Source organism: Atlanticothrix silvestris CENA357 (genome assembly GCF_016056295.1).
GTDB classification, from domain to species: Bacteria; Cyanobacteriota; Cyanobacteriia; order Cyanobacteriales; family Nostocaceae; genus Atlanticothrix; species Atlanticothrix silvestris.
Map to the genome: position 1 here is coordinate 20,675 of NZ_JAECZB010000083.1, position 26,102 is coordinate 46,776.

A 26,102-nucleotide genomic window follows, 5' to 3' on the forward strand; every position below is an offset into this window, starting at 1 on the left:
TTAGTGTTACCTGATTCTCAGCTTCTTTAGGGTGTATAAAAATACTGGTTTTACAATCAAGTACCTATGCCAGCGAATTCCTGGCCCGAAAACGATTATTACGACGAGCTTGACCCACTTAACTCCCTGTTATCCGACCTATCGGTAGATGAGGAGTCAGTGGTAGAAACTGATATGTCTCTACCACCCAGGTTTCAAGGACGTAGACGCAAAGCTGCTCTAGTTTTAACGATAGTTTGGAGTGGCACGATCGCCCTGCATTTAGTTTCCTGGGGTTCTATATTCGTACTAGGATTGACCACGCTCCTAGGGCTTCATGCCTTAGTGATCGTGTTTGCTAGACCCCGCCATTATGCCAAAGAAATGCAAGGAGATTTGCCCTCTGTATCTATTTTGGTAGCAGCAAAAAATGAAGATGCAGTTATTGGCAAATTAGTCAAAAATCTTTGTAGCCTGGAATATCCCAATGGGCAGTACGAAGTCTGGATCATTGACGATCACAGTACCGATAAAACACCACAGTTATTAGCAGAACTAGCGCAAGAATATGAACAACTGAAGGTTCTTAGGCGTTCTGCACAAGCTACGGGTGGCAAGTCGGGAGCGTTAAATCAGGTTTTGCCACTGACCAAAGGGGAAGTTGTGGCAGTATTTGATGCTGATGCTCAGGTAGCACCAGATTTACTGTTACAGGTAATACCCTTATTTCAGCACGAAAAAGTGGGGGCAGTACAAGTACGAAAGGCGATCGCCAACGCCAAGGAAAATTTTTGGACTAAAGGTCAGATGGCAGAAATGGCTCTGGATACTTGGTTTCAGCAACAACGTACTGCCATTGGTGGAATTGGCGAACTGCGGGGTAACGGTCAATTTGTCCGCCGGACTGCCTTAGAAAGTTGTGGTGGGTGGAATGAAGAAACCATCACCGATGATTTGGATATGACTTTCCGCCTCCATCTAAATAACTGGGATATTGAGTGTACATCCTACCCAGCGGTGCAAGAAGAAGGCGTGACAAATGCGATCGCTCTTTGGCATCAGCGCAACCGTTGGGCAGAAGGTGGCTATCAGCGTTATTTAGATTATTGGCATCTCATTCTCAAAAACCGCATGGGTACGCGGAAAACTTGGGATTTGCTGATGTTTATGGTGACTATGTATATCTTGCCGACAGCAGCCATCCCAGATTTATTAATGGCGATCGCTCGGCATCGTTTACCAATTCTCAGCCCAGTCACTAGTTTATCTGTAACTATGTCTGTGGTGGGTATGTTTGCCGGTCTGAAGCGGATACGTCTAGATCAGAAATTCAGTATTTTTACAAGCTTTCTGCTATTGCTTCAGACAATGCGTGGCACATTATATATGTTGCACTGGTTAGTAGTCATGAGCAGTACTACTGCCCGTGTCTCTATCAGACCAAAGCGCCTAAAGTGGGTAAAAACAGTGCATTCAGGAAATGGAGAGTAGCTTTTACGGGTAATGGAAAATGCAAAATTCAAAACAATAACTTTAAATTTTGCATTTTTAATTCCACATTTCGTGGTTACAACTGTCACAAATAAAATGCACTAAAAGTCACGCAGTTAGTGCTTCAGCGATCTCCGCCTGAATTACTCTAAAATTTACGAATTCTCTCCAGTCATATCAGTACCTCAAACAATCAGTGCGAGATACAACATTAATCTTGGAAAACCATAATATTACCAGAATAGCAAGCTACCCAAACTTGTTTAGTTTCAGGATCGTAGGTAATTCCAATAGGATTAGCACCAACATTCACTTTTTGAATTATCTTCATGTCATTGGTGCGAATTTTACTAACTGTGTTGTCGCTATAGTTGACAACATAAAGCCGTTGACCATTATCTGATAAAACCATGCTACGCGGAGCATTGCCTGTGGAAATTTTCTTGATTAATTTACCATTTGGCAAGCTAATTTTCGCAATTTTCCCTTCACCATTTAAAGAAGCATAGAGATATTTATCAGCTGGGTCTATATTTAAATGGCGTGGTGAACGACCAATATTTTTCAGCCATTTTACCGAAAAATTTCTCAAATCTACTTCGGCAATTTCATAAGAACCCATGACAGCAATGTATGCTTTTTCTGAAGCTGCATCTACAACAATTCCTCTAGGATATGCCCCTAGTTTAATGCGTTTGATTTCCTGATTTTTTTCAGTATCTACAATACTCAAGTCCCAAGAACACCAGTTACTAACTAGTACCAGACGCTGATCAGGTGAAGTGGCTACAAATTTAGGGACAGATCCAACTTGGATTACGTTGTCAATATCGAGAGTATCAGTATTAATTCGATACAAAAAACTTTTGTCAGTCTTTTGAGATGGATTGCATTGATCGCTACCAGGTTTATTAAAGCCTTTACCATACATTTTGTAGTTAGAAACCCAGGCATATTTGCCATTATGGGAAAAACTAGCTTCAACTGGCGCACCTTTATAAGTACCTTTAAACTTTGAATAACCGTATTTTGATAAATTTACTTCATCAGGAATGACTTTGACTAATTCATGTTCTCGGTTATATACAGTTATCGTATGGTTATACATCATGTTTTGGGCAAAGAATAAACCATTACCCGAATACACCACAGACTTAGGCGAAATCCTACCAGAAATAGTTTTTGTGAGGGTCATCTTTTGGGTTTGATGACTGGAAACGGTTTTTTGGGAATGCTTTTGTTGATCTTGCTTTTCTAGTTGTTGAGGTTTATTTGCGATCGCCGCAGATGGAAAAATCGATTGAGAGACTGCGGGTGTCGGTATTTTCTGGGTTTGATGACTGGAAACGGTTTTTTGGGAATGCTTTTGTTGCTCCTGATTTTCTAGTTGTTGAGGTTTACTTGCGATCGCCGCAGACGGAGAAGTCGATTGAGAGACTGGGGGTGTCAATATTGTTGAACTAGATTCTAGGGCTGATAGTGTCTTGGGGCCAACAATCCCATCAATGACTAACTTATTAGCTTTCTGAAATCTGATCACCGCCGCTTGTGTCGCTGCATCAAACTGTCCTGTGATGGGTTCCTTAAAATATCCGACTGCATATAGTTTTTGCTGGAGGGAGGTTACTTGAGAACTACTATTACCCCTTTGTAAAAGTAGAGTGGCGGTAGTCGCAGTCAATTTTTTTTGGTCATCAGTAATTAAGGGAGAAGAAGATTTTGGTGTTCCCAAATCAGATGTTAACGCTGATAGCGTCTGGGAACCAACAATTCCATCAGCGATTAATCCATTGGCTTTTTGAAATTTAATTACGGCCGCTTCAGTTACAGGCCCAAAATATCCTGTGATGGATTCTCCAAAGTACCCAGCTGCTTTTAGCTTTTGCTGAAGAGATATGACTTGAGAGCTTTTGTTACCTTTCCTCAAAGCTAGCGCTGGGTTAGAACAATTAAAAAAACCCAAACCAACATTAAAAGAGAACAACAGCATCAAGGCTTTACTCTGGTCTTTTGTCCAGTTTAGTTCTGGAAAACATAAATCAAAATCGGCTACAGTTCCCTGTTCCGAATTAGCGGATGCTTCATAAGTTTCAGCTAAATGCAGGTAGGCAAGTGTGTCCATAGTTAGGGAATAGCCAATATTCAGTGTAATAAATGGTAAAAATTTAAAGTGTCTTTCTGCGTGTGTACTGTTAAAGTTTGCAGATGTAGAAGGCTTTTATCCTTCAATTTGTCTAATCTTGTATGACTAAGAATTTAGCATCTGATACTGAGAAAAGGAGAAAGACATGATAAAGTTTACACATCAAATTTACACAGATATTGCAAAATATGGCAATCTCCTTCAACAAGGGACAGGGAGCAGTGTTTCGACTACGCTCAACAACCGAGCAGAGGAGCAAGAAGAAAAAACACCACTGACCACTGACCACTGACCACTGACCACTGACAACTGACCACTGACAACTGACCCCCTGAATGCATCCCTTTCAAGCCTCTAACGCATTTTGCAGACTTTCTGCTGTATCAGTCATCTGTCCTTGGATTGCCAGAACTGAGCAATGAGCGTGATGCAACACGTAATTACTGATACTACCCAAAAAAAACTCACTGATTCCCCCACGACCCCGACGGCCAACAACAATTAAATCGGCTGGCCAACTACTAGCTACCTCACAAATGATACGACCTGCATCACCTAAATTTTGGGAAAAGCCAGTTTTTACACCTGCATGAATTGCTATATCACTGAGCGATCGCAGCCAATCTAATCTCTGTTTCCTCAGTTCTTCCCACTCTTGGACATATTTATAGTTCTCGATAGGTGGAGTTTGTAAAGTGGGATAAATAGCATCTGGTTGCGTAAACACAGGGCTGATATAAGGATCTTCTAGAGGAGATAAAACATGCAGCAACATGACTTCAGAATTAGTTGCTTTTGCTAACAATATGCCTTGCTCAAAAACATGTTGATCCATTTCGGATCTGTCTATTGCAATCAACATTTTGTGAAACATAGTTAAAATTCCTTCAATTATGGGTAAAGTTGCGTTTTTAACTGTGTTTAATTATATTTTCATTTCAGGCGATCGCATCTCAATTGTTACTAACAGAAGCAAACAAGATTGAACTATCTAAAACAAGTTGAATGTTCCAAATCATTCCCAAGCAAGTATTAAGCTCCTCAGCAATAAAGGACATTAGCATCAGGCTAGCTTAACTGCGATTAATTGTTATCTATCTCGATCACCTTGATACACAAGAGGTTTCCAATTTGGAACTTGTTACTGGTATTTTCCTCATTGACAATATCAAAGCTGAAGAAAAATTTACCTCTTTAACCATTTTAAATTAATTGCTACAACTATCCAAAGAAATATCTTTTGGTTGAAAATTGAGCAGTTCATCTTAGTTGATTGATTACTGAAGTTGTATTCAAGAGGTTCAAAACTAGTGCTACTTCACAGATGAAAATGAACCTTAAGCAATGAAATCTCTCATTTGACTTCAGTCGCCAGCAGGAGGAAAACTGGCATCATACTTTATACGCTAATAATAATTAGATATTTTCAATAACTTGGGAACAGCTTATGCCGCTTCATAAATTAGAAGAATTTGACCCGAACTACCGAGAAACCTTTGGTGGCGAGGATGTTAAGGCTTTAGATCTCTATACAGAAGGTGAAGTCAAAGTTGGCTCTGTGGCTGATGCTTTGGTAGATCAAGACGGCCGCTTTCGATATCTAGTTATCAATACAAGCTGGGATTCTCTGGGTAAAAAAATACTACTACCAATAGGTCTTTCTCGGATAGACTATACAGCAAAGCGTGTCTATGTTGATGGACTCAGTAAACAGCAAGTAGAACTTTTGCCAGAGTACCAAGAGAACATGGTTGTTGAAGATGACTATGAAGAACAAGTACGCAGTGTATTTCGTTCTCCAACTAATAATTTAATTTATGATCGCGAGACATATAACTACCAAGAAGAACCAAATTTATATGGTTTAAATGACCAATACCATCAAACTTTTAGGCTGTATGAAGAGCGCTTAATTGCTAATAAGCAACGAATTAAGAGAGGAGAAGTAGCTGTTGGTAAGCACATTGAAACGGAAACTGTACATGTTGCAGTTCCTGTCCAAAAAGAACGGGTTGTAATTGAGCGAGTTTCACCAACAGGAGCCGAAACAGTTGTAGATCCAAGCAATCTTCAATTTCAAGAAGGGGAAGTAGCACGCATAGAAGTATATGAAGAAACACCTGAGATTCGCAAAGAAGCGTTTGTACGGGAAGAAATTAGAGTTAAAAAAGTGATAGATAGAGATACAGTAGAAGCACAAGATACAGTTCGTCGAGAAGAGTTAGATATTGATACTGCGGGCGAACTGCATGTAAACGAAACTGGTGCAAATAAACAAGATGCTGTTTAAGTAGCTAGTCAAATCAATTGTTGCATAGATACATTATAAAAAAGTAGATAGGCAGGAGTTGATATCAACTCCTGCCTATAGTTTTAATTAGAGGTTAACTAATTTTAAATATCGATTTCCGCAGGTAACTAGATAAAATATCTCTTACTTTTGATAATACTTGCTTAAGCCGAGAGAAAGATGAAAAGCAAGGGAATAAATATTTAGAATATTCTCAAATAGATGTTATTAAATGAGGAAAAATATAATGGCGCTTCACAGATTAGAAGATTTTGATCCAGATTACCGTGATAGTTTTCAAGGTAATGACATTAAAGGGTTTGGAGTCTATACCGAAGGATCTGATGAAAAGATTGGCACTGTAAATGATGCTTTAGTTGACGAAGAAGGTCATTTTCGTTATCTAGTTGTTGACTTAGGTTTCTGGATTTTTGGTAAAAAAGTACTGTTACCCGTTGGTCGTTCTCGCATTGATTATAATAGCGATCGCATCTACGCTATCGGCATGACAAGAGAGCAGGCAGAAAATTTACCTGAGTTTGATGAACGCCGCACATTAGATTACGACTACGAAGAACAAGTGCGTGGAGTGTATCGCAATCCTAGTTACCAAACCGACGCTGTAGCGACAGCTACGCCAACCTACGACCGCAACACCTACAATTACCAACATGAGCCTTCTTTGTACGGGCTAAATGATCAAGATCATCAAACCCTGAGATTGTATGAAGAACGTCTAATTGCCGGTAAAAAACGCCGTAAAACTGGAGAAGTAGCAGTTGGCAAACATATTGAAACTGAAACTGCAAGAATTGCAGTACCAGTAGAAAGAGAACATGTAGTTATTGAACGCATAACTCCTGAAGATGCTGGTAGGGTTGTTTCTGCTAGTGAAGCTAACTTCCGTGAAGGCGAAGTTGCTCGTGTGGAACTTCATGAAGAAACTCCCGACATTGGCAAAGAAGCGGTTTTGCGTGAAGAAGTTCGAGTTAAAAAAGTTGTTGAGCAAGAAACAGTTGAGACTCAAGGCACTGTACGTCGTGAAGAATTAGATGTCAATGCTCCTGGTCTTCCTGTTGAAGAACGCTAATCAACCTAGTAATTAGTCATGAACTAATCACTCATTAAATACAAGACAGGTAGAGCTACTTTATGAGCTTTGCCTGTACTTGTATCCACTAATTAAGATAAATCCAGGACTTACGCAAAAATCACCAAAAATCTTAATTTATCGAACCGCCAAGACGCCAAGAACGCCAAGAATTTGTAGAGTGTGCGTAAGTCCTAAAATCATATAACTAACTTGCTAAAGCCTTCTAACACATCTTGTTTATGAATAGCCAACCGATTGTGAACAACTTTAGACAAGTAAACCAAAAATCTAGCATTCATACTTTGCTAGAAACCTTGAAAAAAAAGGTGAAAGATTTTGTTGTGATTGATAAGCAAGGTCAATCGGTAGGCAAAGTCAAAGATTTAGTTTTGGATGCTAATCATCGACTAAATTTAGTGATATTTCAAGAAACAAATTCACAAATTATCCCAAAAGTTCAAAACTCAGCAGATAGATGTAACTTAGCTTTATTACGAAGCCAAAAAATTAGGAAAATCGACAACCCTCGCAAATCTGTTTTCATAGACTTAGAACAATCACAAATAGAATATATGCCTGAATATTTAGGAACGGAAACCCCAGGCGATGAGCAAAATTTATCAGAAAATATCACAAATCCATTAGCTGATAGGAAAACTACAAATAATTTGATTGAACTGGGAAATTTAGAAGAGATTGCGGAAGAAGAAATTATTCGTCTGCTAGAAGAACGGTTAGTATTTGACAGTAAAAAGCGTAAAGTTGGCGAAGTTATTGTTCGCAAAGAAATCGAAACTCGGATGATCCAAGTTCCTGTTCAACGTGAAAAGCTAATTGTTGAACAAGTCACTCCAGAATACAAACAACTTGCAGAAATTGATCTAGGGCAAGGGGAAATATCTGGTATAGAATTAACTGAAAGTCAAGGTCAGAAAACTATCAATTTTGATAGTGGTTTAACAGTAAGTGGTGAATTTAACTCACCTAAAATTGCTAGTCTGCTTCTGAATGCGATCGCTCTAGAGAAAAATCACGGTTGTCAGCAAGTTAAAGTAGCAGTTCTTGTTGAGGATGAGTCACTCCAGAAAAAATACCAGGAGTGGTTTGACCGGTGTTCTCAAGGTAAATCTATGGTTGAGTAAGATACTTTGCTCACACTTTAGTACTTTGTCAAGTCAAAAATGTGCTTGTAAGGATCGGGTAAAGGTTAAAGCACTTTTAACCTTTACCCTTACCACACCAGCAAGGTGCGTTATGGACTTAAGTTCATAACGCACCTTGCTTTTTTGTATTGGCATTAATTCTTCTTCTCAATTTAGTACTTATGTACTATAATAGATAGTAGCCTCCACAAAGCCGATTGCAGTACAAAACGGCTCTGTGACAGTCTTCTGGAAGATGGATTCAAGGGTTAGTCCGATGATTAAACATTACATTCTCAACCTCAACCCAACTGCCAAGCATGAATGGGATCGGTGCATCTTACGTGACCCCCTGACTGCAAAACGCCCAGATATTGCCAAATTAATCGCCGAAGCGGTTGGTGCTGACACAGGCAGTTATTTGGTAAGTGTAAATATCGAAGTTCAGGTTTTGGAACAAGCCGCAGTACCTCAAGCTGAACAACTCTCGCTTTCATTTCCAGACGTGGCTGTTTCGTCGTCGCAACTCCGGGAAGTAGCGTAAGAAAACGTGAGACGGCATAATTTTGACCTCTCCTTAAACCCATCTCCTAGAAAGGAGGTTAGAGGATAAAGAGGTTTATTTGTCTAAATTTTTTCATAGGAATATTATTTGATGATGCAACTGAGTCATTATCCATCTGCAATAACACAAGCTGCCCAACGGATGAATGAAATAGACTCTCAGTTAATGGCAGTTCAGCAGCAGATTAACCGATTTGAAGGTAATGCAGATCGCGCCGCTGCTTTTGATATAGATTTGAAAAATGATGCTCAACGCAAGGCACGTCGCTTTGAAGTGCTGCTTGTGAATCATGAATATCAAAAGGCAATAGATATGCAGATCCAATTAACTGTTGAGAAGGCAAATGCATTTGCTCATTTGGAATATCTGCGTAACCAATTTAGTGTAGCAAAATTAGAAGCAAGATTAGCGATCGCCCAACAATTGACAGATTTTGAATCTAAAGAATTAGTTGGTTTGTAGTCTCGACCTATTGATTAAATTTGCTTGCTAATAGTTTAGCAATGGCATCATTAATAGCTGTCACATCAAAACGTTGACTAGCAAGTATTCTGGCATGAGTTGCTATACTTGCAGTCATCTCTGGTTCTTGAAAACAGGTATAAATTACTTGTGCAAGTTCCTGGGGTTCTCCTGGTGTCACCAGAAAACCATTAATTTTATGTTCTACTAATTCCATCGCGCCTCCAGCTTTGGCTGCAACTACAGGTTTGCCACATAGCATCGCCTCCACAATTACTCTACCAAAGGGTTCTGGGGAGGTCGATGTATGTGCTACCAAGTTACAAGCTGCCATTAACTGAGGAATATCGGCACGAAATCCTAAAAATTTGACGCGCTTTTCTAGACCTAGTGTTGCAATTTGCTGGTGTAATTGTTTGACATAATCTTGCTCGCCAAAGAGTGCATCACCGACTAAGATTGCTGTCACCTCTGGGGGACATTGTGCAAGGGCAGAAATTAAAATATGTTGCCCTTTCCAAGGTGCAAGTCGGCTGAAGTGTCCAACTACAAATTTTTCTGATATACCTAAATGCTGGCGTAATTGTCTAATTTCAGATTCAGAAGTTTGATAAGTTTGTGGTTCAAAACCGTTATAGACAATAGCAGTCAGTTCTGACCGTCCTCCGGCTTGCACAAACGCTTCTTGACTCGCTTGGGAATTGGCGATGACTAATGATGCAAAACGATTAGCTAAATTAACTGCTACACGCAGGTTAGTTGGGCTGAAATGTTCTGTGGAAAGAATATCGTGTAAATGATAAACCAAAGGACGACGAGTCACAAAGCTAGCCAATGCCCCAATAACTAAGGCTTTTTGGGTGTTGGCATAAATTACATCGTAGTCAATAGCTTTTTGCACCACTTTAGCTAGCAGTGGCGCGAGTTGTCCCAAACTTCCTAATGCTTGGACTAAATTGCTTTGTTTGCGAACTGAGATTGATTGAGTAGCGAGAACTTCTACTGGGATATGATGCTGCTCTAGTAAAGTTTTAAAGGGGCCATCTGCAAATAATCCTACCAAAGCGCGATCGCGATATGGTTTAGCAATATCTATTAAACATAGTTCTGCACCGCCTGGTTTACCACTTTGGTCTAAAAATAAAATTTTCATAAACTATGATTTAAAATTTAAAAAATCACAAGTCTTCGCTTCATCCATTCAATAAAACATGGCGAACTTTCTGGGCTATTTTGTCCCAATCAAAATTATTAACAGCGTACTGACGGCAGGTTTGACGTGAAGGTATTGCTAGTTGTCCCAATAGTACCTGTTCTAATTTTTCGGCAATAGCTGAGACTTCAGTCGTAGCAGTAATCAAATCTGGTGAAAATGGTTGTAAAATTTCTGGCATACCTCCAACTGGCGTACATACAACTGGAGTGCCAGAGGCTAGAGATTCTACAATTGCTAATCCAAACCCTTCAAAAGATTGGCTGGGCATAATAGTTAATTCGGCTGCTTGGTAAGCTATCGGTAACTGTTCATCAGGTAGAAAACCTAAAAATTTTACATGCTCGTCTAATCTTAATTCTTTAACTTGTTTTTCTAGTGCAGCTTGTAGATGACCCCGACCTGCAATTGCCAACCAAACATCAGGAATTTTTGGTTTAATTTCTGCTATGGCTTGTAATAATTTGTCAACTCCTACTCGATGTACTAAACGGCGCGATGTAAATAATATGCGGCGATTTTTAGGCCAGCCTAACTGCTGACAAGCCTCTTGAGGCGATAAGTTGGGTTGGAACCAATTAATATTGACTCCGCCAGGGATAATATGAATTTTGCTCCACGGAATTTGATATTCTTGATGTAAAATTTTACCAAATGCTTTGCTGAGAACAATAAAGCGATCGCAGCGATTATAGGTGTTTTGTTCTATCAGCCGACGCTTCAAAAAAATACTGAGTTTATGATTAATTTTTTCTTGTTTACTTTCCCAAGCCCAAGGGCCATGAAAATTGAAAGTAATAGGTACTCCCTGGGGTAGAAGATCTAAAATAGGAAAACTGTATAGTGCAAAATGCAAATTAATGGCATCTGGTTTGCCGACTCTGGTTTTTTGGAAGTTGTGGCGAATAGACCAAAATCGTTGCCAAATAGCACTATCTGGTGATGCCAAGTTAGTTAATTTTATGGGCAAAGTCAATCCAGTTTCTGGTAGACCAACTCCACATAATTCGATCTGGTCTTGATTTGCCGCTAAACTATGAGTTAGTTCATAAATATACCGTTCTAGTCCTCCAGGCGTTTTAGGAAACCACCCTACTCCAAGTGTGAGGATAGATGCAGATTTTGAATTAAGATTATCTTTTTTGCCTTCCACCTACTTGTCTCCTATGATGTATTGAGCGTGCGTATTGTTATTTTTGCACCAAGCTCAACCGTCTTTTAAATTCAGCAATAAATTGATGCTGTTAGTACTTATATTCTGTTATTTTCTACTGCATCCGTAATGTTTAGAACATACTGTGTAGAAATTTTATTCAAAAGCATCTCAAGCATCTATCTATATAAAAGTTTTGCCTAAATGTAGGCTTTTGAGCTTCATGCTTTTGTGGTTAAAAAAAGAGTTTGTAACTACAAATACAATGAAGACTTAAGATAAATACATTATTTTAGTTTACAAGTTTAAAGGCTGGTTGTTGCGGCAAAAAATTATTTTTGGACATAATATTAGGCTGATGTATTTAATTTTACTATGTTCCCTGTTAAAGCGGTAAATATTAATACTTCAAAAAAGATCTACTAATATTTGAATTAAGTTTAAAAATCTGTGTGTTTTTGATAAATCTTTTGTAAACATGATTTTTTCAATATAAAGTGTTTGTTAATGATGAATGTGTGCTGCTAAAACTTGACAATTAAGTTTCAATCAATTTTGAACTTCAGGTAGATAAACTTAAAGTGGGCACAAATATGCTTTAAGAATCTTTGTTAGCTTCAGTAACCATCATTCTGTAAAAAATTCTACTGACGACTGGAGCTTTTCATGATTACTTTTATTCAAAACTGGTTAATTAATACCAGTATTGATCAGGGTGTAAAAGTAATTAAAATTTTAGGAATTGTATGCGACATCAATTAATAGAGCAGCTTCATAAACTTTCTCAAGATATCACCCACCAAGTCAAAAAACTATTCCAAAGTAGATATTTTCGGAACTTCAAGAACGCAAAATTTTTACTTTTTACTTTAGCGATCGCAGGGGTAATAATCTCAGTTGAAATGACAGCAGATTGGACTGTCAATGGAGTACCTGCAAAAACTTACCAAACATCTTGGATAGGTAATACTTTTGGTGGTGGCAAAAAGTGGGTACAAAATAATATTGAAACAATGTACGTTGCTTCAAATGGCACAGTATATACCAATAGTTTCTGGGATGAAAGTGGGGCAGAAGCTGGAATATATAAAGATGGCGATGTCATTGGTGCTTTGAATGATACTCATGGCTGGAGTCGTGGGGGCGGTAAAGCGATAACAGCCAATAGTAAATATATTTACATGGCGATGGTTCAGGGGGCTGTTGGCAAAATCAATCAAGATTATCCTCCAGATGGCACTACTTGGTATTGTGTCAGACGCTATGACTTGTCTGGAAAACCCACACCCTTCGACAAAGGACGTGGCTGGGATAAAAGTATGTTAATCGTTAGTAATAAAAGTGAAGTTACTGGATTAGCAACAACGGGTAACGAGTTATATGTAAGTGATACTGCCACCAACCGCATTCGCGTTTATAATACCGACACGATGAAGGAAGTACGCGACTTTAGCGTTACCAATCCAGGCGCGATCGCTATTGATAAACAAGGTAATCTATGGATTATTCAAAGCAAAAATGGGAATAATCCTGCCAAAATTGTCCATTATTCCCAGACAGGCAAGCAACTACCCCAACAAATTACCGATGTAGTTGAACCAACAGCGATCGCCATTGATCGTCAAGGTAAACTGTTAGTGGCAGAAAATGGCCCTCGTCAGCAAGTGCTAATTTACAACGTCAAAGGCCAACCAATGCAGGCTGGGACTTTTGGCAGCAAAGGCGGTATTTATGCAGGGATTCCTGGTGAAGTTCAAGATTTAAAACTGTACGGTCTTACTGGCGTGGGTGCAGATGCCGCAGGTAATATTTATGTAAATAGTAACGGTTTCAACAAATCAGGCACAGATTTACGCAAGTTTTCACCTTCAGGTAAACAACTATGGCAATTGCTAGGGTTGCTGTTTGTCGATAACGCTGATGTTGACCCCAAAACTGATGGAGTAGATGTATTCACCAAGCAAGAACGCTACCTGATGGACTACAGTAAGCCTGCTGGTAAGCAATGGACTTACAAAGACTACACATTAAACGCCTTCAAATATCCTCAAGATCCCCGCTTACATACATCACCAGATGCTACCTTTGTCCGGCGCATCAAAGGCCAGCCTTTTTTGTTTCTCACAGATATGTACAGCAGCTTTCTGGAAATTTATCGTTTTAATCCCTCGAAAGACGGCAAAATTGCCATTCCTGCGGGTATGTTTGTTGGCACTCATGGCGGAGGGAAAAAATCAATCGTGGGAAATTGGCCACCCCATCAGCCAGAAAAAGGAGAATGGATTTGGCGCGATAAAAACGGTAACGGTGCATTCGACAAAGGTGAATATGATAACAGCGAAGATTACCCTTACATAGGGGGATGGTGGGTAGATAGTCAAGGAGATATTTGGAAAACCTTGCGGACTCAAGATGGCATTCGGCGTTATCCTCTACAGGGAATAGATTCCAATGGCAACCCCATCTATACTTATAGTTCCATGCAAAAGGAAAAAACTCCGAGCATCTTTACAGATTTGCGACGGATTGAGTATTTTCCCCAAACAGATACTATGTACTTGTCAGGCTTCACTAAAGATCATCCAGCGGTTGGGGATGATACCAAAGTTGTGGGATCTGAGATTGCCCGTTTTGATAATTGGAGTAAAGGTAATCGCACCCCCCGTTGGCGGATTGTAGTTCCTTACGACATTACTGGTAAACGTGAAGTAGCGACCGCAGCCATGAGTGTAGCGGGTGATTATGTATTTGCTGTAACCTTTAAAACGGCAGAAGTATATGTCTACGATGCAAAAACAGGAACTTCTGCAAAAAAGTTGAAACCCGGCCCTGAAGTTGCAGGTGAAAGTGGCTGGATTGATATACCCCACGGTATCCGTGCTTTTCGCCGTTCAAATGGTGAGTATCTAGTATTTGTTGAAGAAGATGCGAAAGGAAAGGTGATTGTATATCGCCTGCCAAAATGAGTTTAAAAGACTGAAACAACCGATTTACCTTTGTACATTGCGTAATAGCCTTTTCAAAGGGATCGAAAAATCTCTTGTTCTTCCTCACCCCTCTCAGCGCCTCTGTGGTTTAAAAGTAAATCTAACCGCAGAGGCGCTGAGTACACAGAGATAAATCTAAGAGGGTGTTTGAAAAGTGTATGGCTATGATTTTAAACACTAGTTGATCCTCCCTAGTCCCCCTTTTTTGAGATTAAGCACGTTAAAACTATGGAGTCGAGAGATTGACCATTCAGATAAACATGAACGAGGCTATAAATTAAGCGTTTTTGGTTATCTTCCTAGTGTAACTCTTTATGCAGTAGAAGCTTTGGAAGTCCAACCTCCCACAGGACAAGAACCGATTCATTGGCGATTACTGCGTCAGCCTCACTGCGAAGCGCGATCGCATTAACATAAAATAAAAGTATGCCTTGATAATTCGTGGCTTTACAAATATCCTAATTTTGAGTATTTTTAATCGCGTGGAAGATAAATTGCCAGTAGAACAAGTAATTGAAATTCTTAAACAAGACTTACCAACACTTTTTGAAAAAGATATTTCTTATAACATTTATACACAAGATATCTACTTTCAAGACCCTGTGAATAAATTCAAATGGAAATTTAACTATCGCATTATATTTTGGACGTTACGATTTCACGCTCGACTATTTTTTACACAAATTTATTTTGATGTACATGAAGTATACCAGTCAGCAGAAGATACTATTTTAGCAAAGTGGACTGTTCGCGGAGTTTTACGTGTTCCCTGGAAAGCGCGTATTTTGTTTAATGGCTATTCAACATATAAACTCAGTCCAGATACTTTGATATATGAACATATTGATACTTGGGATCGCAAACCAAGCGAAATTTTAGCGCAGTTTTGGCAAAAAGGAGTAGACAATTAATAGACATCTTGTAAATAAAATGTAGAGACAGCGATTTATCGCGTTTCTTGCTTTAACTGATTAATTAAGTGGTAAATTTATGCAATTAGAAGTACAAAAACGTTATTACACACCAAAAGAATATTTAGAACTTGAAGAAAAAGCAGAATTTAGAAGCGAATACCGCGATGGAGAAATTATTCCGATGACGGGTGGTACTACTAATCATAATAAAATTTCCCTGAATTTAGCTGCATCATTAAAGATTGCTTTGAGGGGCAAAAAATATGATCTTTATATGGCTGATGTCCGCTTGTGGATACCCAGATATCGGCAGTACAGCTATCCAGATGTGATGGTAATTCAGGGACAACCTGTATACACAGGAACAAATACGACTACTGTCATGAATCCTTTACTAATTGCAGAAGTCTTATCTAAATCCACAAAAAACTACGATCAAGGAGATAAGTTTTTATATTATCGTTCCATCCCTGAATTTAAAGAATATATTTTAATCAACCAATATCATCATCATGTGATGCAATATGTAAAAACTGCGGAAGGCCAATGGTTATTTAGTGAACTTGAAGGCGAATCTGCAACTTTAGAACTGCAAACGATTGATTTTCAAATTCAATTAAGCGACCTTTACGAGCAAGTGAATTTCGCAGAAAGCGATGAAGAAAATTAATACATTTTTTTTAGTGAATTAAAACTCAGACGATATAAAAAGTGTAATATTTACAATGTCCCAGAAGTAAGACTTGGTTCTATAAAGCCTAAAAATTCCCATTTTGCAGTAGAGTAAAGGTTCGTGTAACTATATAAATTTAGGCTTTTTAGACTTATGTATAATTAAACATGTAAATTTTTGTATCAATGTTCAACTATTACTATTACGATAACAAATCGATGAGAAGTCTATAAAATTAAGCTTTTTGACTTTTGACTTTTGACTTTTGATTTGCGCGCAGCGGTACTAACCGCCGCTAATTTTAGCTTTGTAACCTAGCTTGGTCAAAATTTCAAGAATTTTCTGTTTATGTTCGCCTTGAATTTCAATTTCATTATCTTTGACTGTGCCACCTGTGCCACACTGGGTTTTCAATTGTTTGACTAAATCTGCCAAAGTTTCGGGTTTGGCTTGAAAACCACTAATCACAGTCACAGTTTTACCCTTGCGTCCTTTACGGGAAGCTTGGACTTTGAGATTTTGTTGTTGGGGGGGTAATTCTGAAATTGGTCTTTCTGTAGCTGGAGAGTTATCACCGCCAAATTCGCGGTAGGCAAAATTTTTGTTGGAAGACATATAAATCTTGACTTAGAACAAAGAGTTTTACTTTTATTTACTAAGGGTGTAGGGGTAAGATTTTCTCCTCACATCTATATCTCTAGTAAGGATCGTATCTTATCTGCTTCAGACTTTCCTATAATAGTGAAGTTCGTTCTGTAATAAAATCAGTCCGTGACTACAACTCCCCTCTCTCCAAGTTCTCCCTCAAATTCTCAGGTTCCAGATGTACAAGGACGCTTTGGACGCTTTGGCGGTAAGTACGTCCCGGAAACACTGATGCCTGCTCTTGCTGAACTAGAAACAGCTTATCAGCAATACCGCAATGATCCTAGTTTTCAAGCAGAACTACAACAACTGCTGCGAGATTATGTCGGACGCGCTACACCATTGTATTTTGCTGAACGCCTTACCAGTCATTATGCCCGCCCAGATGGCACAGGGGCGCAGATTTATTTAAAGCGTGAGGACTTAAATCACACAGGCGCTCACAAAATTAATAATGCCCTTGGTCAGGTGTTATTGGCAAAGCGCATGAGCAAAAAGCGAATTATTGCCGAAACAGGTGCTGGACAACATGGAGTGGCGACAGCAACTGTTTGCGCTCGTTTTGGACTGGAATGCGTAATTTACATGGGTGTTCATGACATGGAACGCCAAGCCTTGAACGTGTTTAGAATGCGGCTGATGGGAGCAGAAGTGCGTCCGGTAGAGGCTGGAACAGGGACTTTAAAAGATGCAACTTCTGAAGCAATTCGAGATTGGGTGACAAACGTCGAAACGACTCACTACATTTTGGGTTCGGTCGCAGGGCCTCATCCTTACCCAATGATGGTACGTGATTTTCATGCAGTAATTGGACAAGAAACCCGCGCCCAAGCAATAGAAAAGTGGGGCGGATTGCCTGATATTCTCATGGCTTGTGTGGGTGGTGGTTCCAATGCAATGGGATTATTCTACGAGTTTGTCAATGACCAGTCTGTAAGATTAATTGGGGTTGAAGCAGCCGGAGAAGGTGTCAATACCACAAAACATGCAGCAACCTTGACAAAAGGACAAGTCGGTGTATTACATGGGGCAATGAGCTATCTGCTGCAAGATGAGGATGGACAAATAATTGAGGCACACTCGATTAGTGCAGGTTTAGATTATCCCGGTGTAGGGCCAGAACACAGCTATTTGAAGGATATTGGTCGTGCCGAATACTACAGTGTGACTGATGAACAAGCTTTAGCGGCATTCCAGCAATTAGCCCGATTAGAGGGAATTATACCAGCATTAGAAACCGCCCATGCGATCGCCTACCTAGAAACCCTATGTCTTCAGCTCAGCGGTAGTCCCAAAATTGTGATTAACTGCTCTGGGCGCGGTGATAAGGATGTACAAACAGTAGCTAAGTTTTTAATTCCTGCTTAGTTGATGAACAAGGGTAAGGAGGAAAAGAAAAGATGGGGTTTCCTCTGGGGATAAAGGGAAGGGTAAAAGCGAGACCAATGTTAGAGTGACCTAATTCATCCCTTTACCCTTTACCCTTTACCCTTTCCCCCGCTTTTTCATTTCTTCTGTGTGGTAAACACGCGCCAAATAATGAAAACTGTAAACCCTACATAGGCTACTACAGTTAACCATTCTTGCCATTGGCTAAATGTTTCGGTCATTAGCAAAATTGCCCCAAAATTGTTTTATAATTTTCCGGAATCGCCGAAGCTCTAGTGGTATTACTTAACAACACAGCGATTTATACAGAACTTCTATAACTAACAGTTTGGGGAATATATCCCCTGTCTCAAAAGCTCGGTCATAACGGCCGGGCTTTTGACTGTGTTTCTTTGGTGGTAACAAACAATCTATTCAATTTTTTAAGTAGATTAACAATAGACCATCTTAAGGGCAGTTATGACTTCTGTAAAAGCGTCAGAGGAAAATTTAGTATTAGTAGCTGGTGCTACTGGTGGAGTAGGGCAGATTGTAGTAGCAAAGCTGCTAGAGAAAGAGTTTAAGGTGCGCGTTCTCACACGCAATCCTACAAAAGCCGCAAACATGTTTAATAACAAAGTGGAAGTTGTAGTTGGTGACATACGCGAACTGTCTACACTTTCCTCAGCAACTCAGGATGTAACACACATCATCTGTTGCACTGGGACTACTGCCTTTCCTTCAGCTAGATGGGAATTTGACCCTCAGCCTAACTTGATTGAATGGGGAATGATTTTTTCGGATTCCGCATATAGAGATAAAAAGGCAAAAAATACACCCACAAAAGTGGATGCACAAGGCGTTAGTAACTTAGTAGCAGCAGCACCCCACAATCTCCAGCGGTTCGTTTTCGTGTCTTCTTGTGGGATTCTCCGCAAAAATCAGCTACCATTTAATATTCTCAATGCTTTTGGCGTACTTGATGCCAAACAAAAAGGTGAAGAAGCGATTATTAATTCGGGATTGCCCTACACTATTATCCGCCCAGGACGCTTAATTGATGGCCCATATACTTCCTACGACCTCAACACCCTTTTGAGAGCAAAAACAGGAGGTAAGCTTGGTGTGGTGTTGGGTACTGGCGACACGATTGCAGGTGATGCTAGCCGGATTGACGTTGCAGCAGCTTGTGTGGAATGCATTCTTTACCCATCCACTGAAGGGCAAATTTTTGAATTAGTTAATAAAGGAGCAAGACCACCTGCAATTGAATGGGAGAAACTTTTTTCCCAAATAGTTTCCTAAAATCCAATACATTCAGATAAGAATAATCAACCGTCGATAAACGCCAATAAATCAAGGTGTTTAGTCAATTGATTTGTGTCCTAAAACCGGGTTTCATACTCAAAAAATAATTGGTTTTCATCCCCCAAATTAGTTAAACCTCGGAGCAAAATTTGATCGTTGAGTCGATAGAGCAGATTGTAACGGAAAGACCCATCACTAGACAAAGGCCGCGATAAAGAGGCAGAGAAATTTCTACTGATATCAAACACACCCTCTGCTGATAAATCAAGAATCGACGATGTAGATGATTGACCAGTAACAGGAGTAGGAAATATGCGAAATTCACTGAAACCAATAGCCTGTCCCACCGCAGTAATGGTTCCTTGTAAACCACCTAAAATAGTAGAGCTAGCAAAATTAGTCAGCCCTTGGGTAGCGTCTGTTTGACCAAAGCCACCAAGAATAGAACCACCCAAAAGAGCGACAATTTCTGATTCACTACGACGAGGTTCACTTGTTAGTTCCAGATTCTCACTCAATTCGCTAGCTGGGCCGTTGACGTTTGCTTGAACACGAACGGTACGTAAAGTACCGAAATTGGTAGCTGGAACATCACTGATTTCCGCAGAAAAAGGTGATTCCAATATTCGATTACCTATTGCTGATGCTTCAGGTACAATTGCCACCAATCGGATATCTAAGTTAGGGTCAAGTCCTTGACTAGGAATAAATTGTGCAGTTTGCTCATAGCCCCGTGCCAAGGTAAACTCAGTTGAAAATAAAGCCAATCGTCCTCCTGTTAAACGAATGACTCCTTCAGGGCGAGGCTGAGCTAAAGTACCGTTAATAGTTAAGTCGCCCTTTGCTTGAAAACTGACTATGGGCTGGCTAAATAAGTCTCCTCCCGGTACAGAGTCTAGTAGAGACGTAGTGGTAACATTAACATCGTCACCCAGGATAATCTGGAAGTCTGCAAAACTGATAGGTAAGTTGGATGAAGTGGTGGCGTTGGTACTAGCTGCTGCTTTATTTCCTGCAACATTATTACCTGCTGTTGTCGCAGCTAGATTTGAACCAGATGATGTGGTAGCACTAGTGTTAGCTACTGCTTCAGTACCTGTACTGTTATTACCCTCTGTTGTCGCGGCTGGATTTGAGCCAGCAGTCGCTGATTCTCCAATGATGACGCGACCATCACTCAGCCGAATCTCTCCACCAATTTCCGGTTTTAATGCTGTTCCCCGAACTACGACATCGCCACTAACATCACCTTCATACAATTGTGGCAGTTGCACATCTAACTGGTCTGTGATTGATACTGTGAAAGGATTCGATACACCCGATTGAGAAGAAAAAACGGGAAGGATTCCTGATGCAGTCACTTGCCCTTGATTATAATTAGCTTGAATACCTGGAACATTGAGTGTATTGCCATTAAATTGCAATGTCCCTGTGACATCCGTTAAAGGTTCAGACAAAGCTTGAGCGCGCAAAGTGGCATTATTGATTGTGGCATTGCCGTTGATAATTGGCTGATTTAAAGTACCTTGGACGTTGACATCCACTTGCCCTTGACCATCTACCCAAGCAACTTGATTGTTAGTCAACAAGTTTAATAATGCCAAGCCTTCGTTATTAACACTGGCGTTGATACTAATTTGATTGCTGTCTGGTTGTGCTGTGACGAAAGGCAACGGAGCAGGTATACTACCTGTAATTGCTACTGGTTGGTTTCCCGTCACCAACAAAGTACTATCAAAATTCAACCGCGCATTATCATAGTCAAAGTTTACCTGGGCTGTTTGCAAAGGTTGTTGGTTTAAAGTTGCATCTGCCAGTGCTATATCTCCATTGACACTGGGGTCTTGTAAACTACCTCCTAAAGTGGCGTTAGCATTCACTTGACCAGTGATATCTATGGGGTATTGTTCTATAAAAGGCTCTAATAGTGACAAGGGTAAACTTGCTACTTTTAAATTTCCAGACAATTGCTCAGTTCCTAGCTGTCCTGAAAAAGCCACTAATCCTTGATTAATGCCAACGCGTAGTGGTGATAATGTGACGACACCATCTGTAAAAGTGCCATTAGCAACAACTTCATTAATAGAATAGTTACCCCATTGCCAGTTATCACCTTGCAAATTAAAACCGACATTTAACCCAGACCTTAATGAGCCTCTGGCTTGAATTGCTCCACTTAAAGCACCCATTAATTCTGTCAGGGGGGGTAAAGCCGCTGTTGTTTGTGTCTCTTCTGTCTGCTGTTGCCTAGCTATTAATGTTTCTATCTGGGAAAAATACTTTAACTGTGATATTAAGTCTGCGTTAGGCAAATTAATCGGTACAGTGTCAAGGACATCTGCTCCAGCTAAATCCGGAGAATCCAACCCCCCGCCAAGGTCTTGAAAGTCGAAAATATTAAACGCTTGTAAGAGTTTTTGGATTCTCAGTTGGGCAAAATCAGCTTGCACTTGAAACTGCGGGTCGTTTCCTGTTTGCACATTGCCACTTAAGGCGATGGTGCTATCTCCTATTTGCAGTTGACCATTCGCTAAGCTGGCAGCACCATCGGCATAATTGATGTTACCTCGAAATGCGTCTGCTGTAACTCTACCAACACGAGGTTGAGCGATCGCAACGTCTCCAGCTAGGGCATAATTATTTAAATTAACAGCTAAATTGCCAGATAGTTTTCCCCCAAGTGGTTGCAATTGATTGTTAGGTAAGAAGCCACTAGCAAGAGCAATGGGAAAGTTTTGAGCGTTGACAATTAAGTTATCTCCCTCGGTTCTACCCGTAGCGACTGCTTCATCAGTGCGGAATAAAAATGAAGTGGGGCGATAATCTGCATTCAGGTTAAGAGCAATTTCATCTTGTGTACCTGATAGTTGGAGTCTTCCCCCTTGTCCTCCTTGAAAGTTGACGTTTCCAGCTAAAACTGGGTCAAATTCCAAATCACTGACTTGAAAATTCCGCAGTCGGATATTGCCACTGGCGTTAGGAACCGCTGGAGTGCCTGTGATTTGTCCATTAAAATCGAGTAACCCCGCTAAAGCAATATCTCCAGGAACATCAAAGCCAGTATTTTTAAGGTTGAAATTCTGGGCTACCACATCTAAATTAAAACCAGCAATTTCCGGTGTGCCAGTTTCCGGGAATTGAACTGTGATCGCACCAGTCGCATTCACTCCTGGGGTAGATGCATTTTGCACTATAATCTGTTTACCATTCCATTGCACTTGTGCTGTGAGTGGTTGTGCTAGCGGTGCTATCCCTTGGGGGACTCGAATTTTTGCATTGGCTCGAATATCTGGCAGAGCAAAAGATGCTGTTGTACCTGCTAACTGGACATTACTATTGAGTCTTCCTTGTAGCTGTGGTGAAAAACGGTTGAGTTGAATTTTGTTAAGGTCGGCCAGCACTCGCCAACGACCATCATCAAGATTAATCTGGCTGACGTTAACCTCACCTCCAGCGACACTTAAGTTAGCTTGTCCGGTAGCTTGAATGGTTGAGGGTTGAAAAGCAGTAGTGCTTCCTGACAAATTCAACGCCGCATTATTTAAAATCCCTTGAAACTGGTCTGGTATCTGAGCAAAACGGCTCAATTGCAAATTTTGGGCTTTAACAAAAGCTTGCCAGCGTTGTTGTGCTACCTGACCTCTAGCTGTAATTGTCCCACCTGCCACATTTAAAAAAGCATTGGGTACAATGGTTCTCCTTCCTTGTTGAGTAATTACAGCTTGTCCCCGAATCGGATAAGCCGCCCCTGGTGCTTGTACCTGCGCTACTGCCCGCAAATTGTTGAGAGAGCCAGAAATTTTCGCATTGGCTGAGACAGTACCAATGGTAATGTTAGGTGAAGAGTTATATGCTCTTGCGATCGCATCTCCTGGTAAATTTTGAGCTTGGATATTCAACGCTACCCTACCTTGGGGTGCTAGCTGGAGTTGACCATTGGCTATAATTTGTCCTCCGACTTCTGGAGTTGCCTGCACCCTAGCAACATTCACGTTTAACGGTGTACCTAAAGCACCAGAAACCGTAGCTTTTGCGGATACCCCCCCAATATTAACCGGAGTAGAAACGCCATAACCTTGAGCGATCGCATTTCCTGGTAAATTTTGTGCTTGAATACCTAAAGCTACCCGTCCTTGGGGTGCGAGTTGAATTTGACCGCTGGCTGTAACTTGTCCCCCTGTTGGCGGTGTTACTTGCACAGTAGAAATATTAAGTGCCAATGGTTGTTGATTCAGTGAGCCAGAAATTTGTGCCTTTGCTGAGACATTTCCAACTGCGATCGGTAGATTCACACCGTAACTTCGTGCTAGTATATCCCCGGAAACACCATCAACTTGAGCATTAAATAATACTTTACTTTGGTCTCCCAATGTAGCTTGACCGCCGCCTGTAATTTGACCACCTGCGGCTGGGACTAGTTTCAAATTAGATACGACAACTTGAGATGCAGTTTCACTTACATCCAAGCGAAAGTCAGTATTAATAGTTTGGAATAGCAAGCGGTCAACTTGAATCGGTTTTGTATTGCTTGCTGTACCACTGACAATTGGCTGCTGAATCGGCCCTTGCACTTGAATATCTGCTTTGACTTCCCCAGTCGCTGGGACTGATGAATTTACTTTCAATGTGTCTAAGATATTTTTCGCGCTAACAGGTTTGATTTGAGCAGAAACGTTAAAACCTGTTTGGTTACTGATTGTTCCCTTGGCTACAATAGGAACTTCGCCAAAATTTGTATTTAGATTTTCTAAAGCAACTGTCTGACCTTGAAATATAAATTTGCCATTAAAATTAGAAATTTGCTGAGGAACATTTTGAATTTTGGCAGTAACTTGATTCGCGGTAGCTGTTCCTGTAACTTCTGTTTCTGATAAATTTGGTGGAATTTGAGCTGTTAAGTCAGCATCTAAACGCCCTGCTTGCAAGGCAATTGGCAACTCAATTAATCGACTAATATTAGATGCTGGGAAATTTTGGGCTGAAAGTTGAAGATTAGTTTGTTGGGTTTTAGGTTGTGTTTGACCAACAATTTTAACTGCACCTCCCCTGGCGGGTTGAGCATTGATATCGTAACTAATTTTTTGATTATTAGATGAAAATCGGGCAATACCACTGACTTGATCTAATACTACTGAACCTTTTGGTTTGGTTGGTGCGGCGAATGGCATCAACTCTACATCGCCATTTTGAATCCGCAGTGTTTGCAATTGGGTTTCAATAGCACCTTTTCCTTCTCCAGCCTTAACTTCAGCCGTTACCCAACTACCATCTTTATCCTGTTGGATATAGACATCGGGCTGAACTAATGTGACATTTAAAATTAATTTTCTGGTGAAGATGACTTGCAAAGGCGAGAACTGCACATCTAATGCTTCTGCTGTTACTCGGTCTGCATCTGTAGGCGTTGCTGGTATTGCTAGAGAACCAAATCTGAGACTAGAGAGGGAAAAACTTTCAACTTGTCCAACCTTGACTGGACGACCCAGCAAGTCTTGGAGATTTTTCTCTACTAACGGTGCTAAATCTTGATATATGTAATTTCTAGCCCACCATGCACCAATTGCAATTCCAGTGAGTAAAATGACACCTAAAGCCAGACTGGTACGTCCTAAGAGAAGAAGCAACAGACGACGATTGGATGATTCCTGATCGTTTCCGGAATTTGGAGAGTTCGTCATTGTCGATACCAGTGCTGCAATCGAGTAACAGATTATTGTCTACCCGAAAACACCATAGTTGTTTACACTAAGTTCTAAAAACTTTTTTAAGATAGATTATGAATTCATCCTTTCAAAGGATGACCATTTTGTCTACTAGTGCTTATAAACTTTTGAGTGTATGAAAAGATGCATGAGTTCATTGGTGCGGACTATACAAATCGGGTAAATGTGCTTTTTGGCTAAACCACCAATAATCAACATTTTCTACGTAAAAATCTCTAAAATTATTTGCCTTTCCCTACGGAGCGCTACACAAATAGGCAAGGGAAAAAAAGGACTTTCCTAACAACTTTGTTTCCCTTCTGCCTCCAACGTTTTATACCAATTCTCTAAAAGCCAGCTACAGATAAAGCCACCAAAATAGCTCTCATTTGTCACTCTAGGCAGAGGAAAAGTAGAAATCAGGGTGAGTCAGGAAAATGAAAATTGAACTGGTGAGATTATAAATAATAGATTGAAGTTTAGAAAAACCCAAGGACAATTGGGGAATAGGAAAAACTGTTAACCAGGGGTATATCAGGTTAAATAGGATAAAAGGTTGGGCAATTAAACGGAGATTGTTCAGAACATTCTTCCAACCTTTGCCATCATCCCACCAAGGATGTTCAGCCAATTTTGATGGTGACTTTGGCACAGAAAACTGCATTTGTTCAGAGTGGAGACTAACCATCAAGTAAGCACTCATAACAATCTCCCACCATCGTTCAATATCACAGTAGTGAGTTAGACGATAATCTGCCTGCCCAACCTAATTCATTTTTACTTTGCTTCAAGCCATATTCAACCCAAGTTCTTAACCCATAAAAATTACCAACATCTCGCTTGTTAATGTCTGGATACTTACTGATCACATACCAAGTAGTGTTATCAGGTAAATTCTCACTGTCTGTGGTAATCTGCCAATATCTTTTCTCTTGTCGTTTGCCGTGAATTATTTCTCTAATCAACCGCTTTTC

Annotated in this window: 19 protein-coding genes and 1 pseudogene; 13 read left to right on the top strand and 7 right to left on the bottom strand. The window is 40.2% G+C overall.

Features of this window, described 5'->3' with window-relative positions:
- The first annotated feature begins 66 nt into the window (after nt 1–66).
- On the top strand, nt 67–1,470 hold the full coding sequence (locus I8751_RS21275; protein WP_214441101.1) for a glycosyltransferase: 1,404 nt from the start codon (nt 67–69) through the stop codon (nt 1,468–1,470).
- A 211-nt stretch (nt 1,471–1,681) separates the two neighbouring features.
- On the opposite strand, the gene I8751_RS21280 is transcribed toward I8751_RS21275, so the two are convergent.
- Complete coding sequence (locus tag I8751_RS21280) at nt 1,682–3,592, bottom strand: peptidoglycan-binding protein (RefSeq protein WP_214441102.1); 1,911 nt, start codon at nt 3,590–3,592, stop codon at nt 1,682–1,684.
- Between the two features lie 166 nt (nt 3,593–3,758).
- Here I8751_RS21280 and I8751_RS21285 point away from each other — a divergent pair, with 166 nt between their 5' ends.
- Nucleotides 3,759–3,905: a hypothetical protein gene (locus I8751_RS21285; RefSeq protein WP_214441103.1), complete on the top strand. Its 147-nt coding sequence runs from the start codon at nt 3,759–3,761 to the stop codon at nt 3,903–3,905.
- A 54-nt stretch (nt 3,906–3,959) separates the two neighbouring features.
- Here the strand turns inward: I8751_RS21285 and I8751_RS21290 are convergent, their stop codons facing one another.
- Entirely contained in the window at nt 3,960–4,487 is a 528-nt protein-coding gene (locus tag I8751_RS21290; RefSeq protein ID WP_214441104.1) for a universal stress protein, read from the bottom strand.
- A 573-nt stretch (nt 4,488–5,060) separates the two neighbouring features.
- On the opposite strand from I8751_RS21290, the gene I8751_RS21295 reads away from it, so the two are divergent.
- The 5 genes from I8751_RS21295 (at nt 5,061) to I8751_RS21315 (ending at nt 9,165) form a co-directional block, all read left to right on the top strand.
- On the top strand, nt 5,061–5,903 hold the full coding sequence (locus I8751_RS21295) for a DUF2382 domain-containing protein (RefSeq protein WP_214441105.1): 843 nt from the start codon (nt 5,061–5,063) through the stop codon (nt 5,901–5,903).
- A gap of 247 nt (nt 5,904–6,150) precedes the next feature.
- Complete coding sequence (locus tag I8751_RS21300) at nt 6,151–6,993, top strand: DUF2382 domain-containing protein (RefSeq protein WP_214441106.1); 843 nt, start codon at nt 6,151–6,153, stop codon at nt 6,991–6,993.
- A 242-nt stretch (nt 6,994–7,235) separates the two neighbouring features.
- On the top strand, nt 7,236–8,138 hold the full coding sequence (locus tag I8751_RS21305) for a DUF2382 domain-containing protein (RefSeq protein ID WP_214441107.1): 903 nt from the start codon (nt 7,236–7,238) through the stop codon (nt 8,136–8,138).
- 277 nt (nt 8,139–8,415) lie between these two features.
- The gene (locus I8751_RS21310; protein ID WP_214441108.1) at nt 8,416–8,682 is read left to right on the top strand and encodes a hypothetical protein; all 267 of its coding nucleotides are present in this window, start codon (nt 8,416–8,418) and stop codon (nt 8,680–8,682) included.
- 111 nt (nt 8,683–8,793) lie between these two features.
- Entirely contained in the window at nt 8,794–9,165 is a 372-nt protein-coding gene (locus I8751_RS21315) for a hypothetical protein (protein WP_214441109.1), read from the top strand.
- A gap of 7 nt (nt 9,166–9,172) precedes the next feature.
- On the opposite strand, the gene I8751_RS21320 is transcribed toward I8751_RS21315, so the two are convergent.
- Together I8751_RS21320 and I8751_RS21325 are read right to left on the bottom strand one after the other, a co-directional pair.
- Nucleotides 9,173–10,318, bottom strand: a complete 1,146-nt coding sequence (locus tag I8751_RS21320; protein ID WP_214441110.1) for a glycosyltransferase family 4 protein — start codon at nt 10,316–10,318, stop codon at nt 9,173–9,175.
- A gap of 40 nt (nt 10,319–10,358) precedes the next feature.
- Nucleotides 10,359–11,531 (bottom strand): glycosyltransferase family 4 protein, encoded by a 1,173-nt coding sequence (locus I8751_RS21325; RefSeq protein WP_214441111.1) that lies wholly within the window; start codon nt 11,529–11,531, stop codon nt 10,359–10,361.
- A 746-nt stretch (nt 11,532–12,277) separates the two neighbouring features.
- Between I8751_RS21325 and I8751_RS21330 the strand changes: the two genes are divergently transcribed.
- The 4 genes from I8751_RS21330 (at nt 12,278) to I8751_RS21345 (ending at nt 16,102) form a co-directional block, all read left to right on the top strand.
- Nucleotides 12,278–14,497 carry an NHL repeat-containing protein gene (locus tag I8751_RS21330; protein WP_214441112.1) on the top strand — a complete coding sequence of 740 codons (2,220 nt, stop codon included), beginning with the start codon at nt 12,278–12,280 and terminating at the stop codon, nt 14,495–14,497.
- A 226-nt stretch (nt 14,498–14,723) separates the two neighbouring features.
- Nucleotides 14,724–14,930 (top strand): hypothetical protein, encoded by a 207-nt coding sequence (locus tag I8751_RS21335; RefSeq protein WP_214441119.1) that lies wholly within the window; start codon nt 14,724–14,726, stop codon nt 14,928–14,930.
- 52 nt (nt 14,931–14,982) lie between these two features.
- The gene (locus tag I8751_RS21340) at nt 14,983–15,429 is read left to right on the top strand and encodes a DUF2358 domain-containing protein (protein WP_225894310.1); all 447 of its coding nucleotides are present in this window, start codon (nt 14,983–14,985) and stop codon (nt 15,427–15,429) included.
- Nucleotides 15,430–15,508: 79 nt separating this feature from the next.
- Nucleotides 15,509–16,102 (top strand): Uma2 family endonuclease, encoded by a 594-nt coding sequence (locus I8751_RS21345; protein WP_214441113.1) that lies wholly within the window; start codon nt 15,509–15,511, stop codon nt 16,100–16,102.
- 288 nt (nt 16,103–16,390) lie between these two features.
- Here the strand turns inward: I8751_RS21345 and I8751_RS21350 are convergent, their stop codons facing one another.
- Nucleotides 16,391–16,720: a translation initiation factor gene (locus I8751_RS21350; protein ID WP_214441114.1), complete on the bottom strand. Its 330-nt coding sequence runs from the start codon at nt 16,718–16,720 to the stop codon at nt 16,391–16,393.
- Between the two features lie 156 nt (nt 16,721–16,876).
- Between I8751_RS21350 and trpB the strand changes: the two genes are divergently transcribed.
- Nucleotides 16,877–18,118, top strand: a complete 1,242-nt coding sequence (gene trpB, locus I8751_RS21355) for a tryptophan synthase subunit beta (protein WP_214441115.1) — start codon at nt 16,877–16,879, stop codon at nt 18,116–18,118.
- Nucleotides 18,119–18,598: 480 nt separating this feature from the next.
- The gene (locus I8751_RS21360) at nt 18,599–19,423 is read left to right on the top strand and encodes an SDR family oxidoreductase (protein WP_214441116.1); all 825 of its coding nucleotides are present in this window, start codon (nt 18,599–18,601) and stop codon (nt 19,421–19,423) included.
- 80 nt (nt 19,424–19,503) lie between these two features.
- On the opposite strand, the gene I8751_RS21365 is transcribed toward I8751_RS21360, so the two are convergent.
- Nucleotides 19,504–25,104 (bottom strand): translocation/assembly module TamB domain-containing protein, encoded by a 5,601-nt coding sequence (locus I8751_RS21365; RefSeq protein WP_214441117.1) that lies wholly within the window; start codon nt 25,102–25,104, stop codon nt 19,504–19,506.
- A gap of 421 nt (nt 25,105–25,525) precedes the next feature.
- Nucleotides 25,526–26,102, bottom strand: a pseudogene (locus tag I8751_RS21370) (IS701 family transposase); the annotation flags it as partial.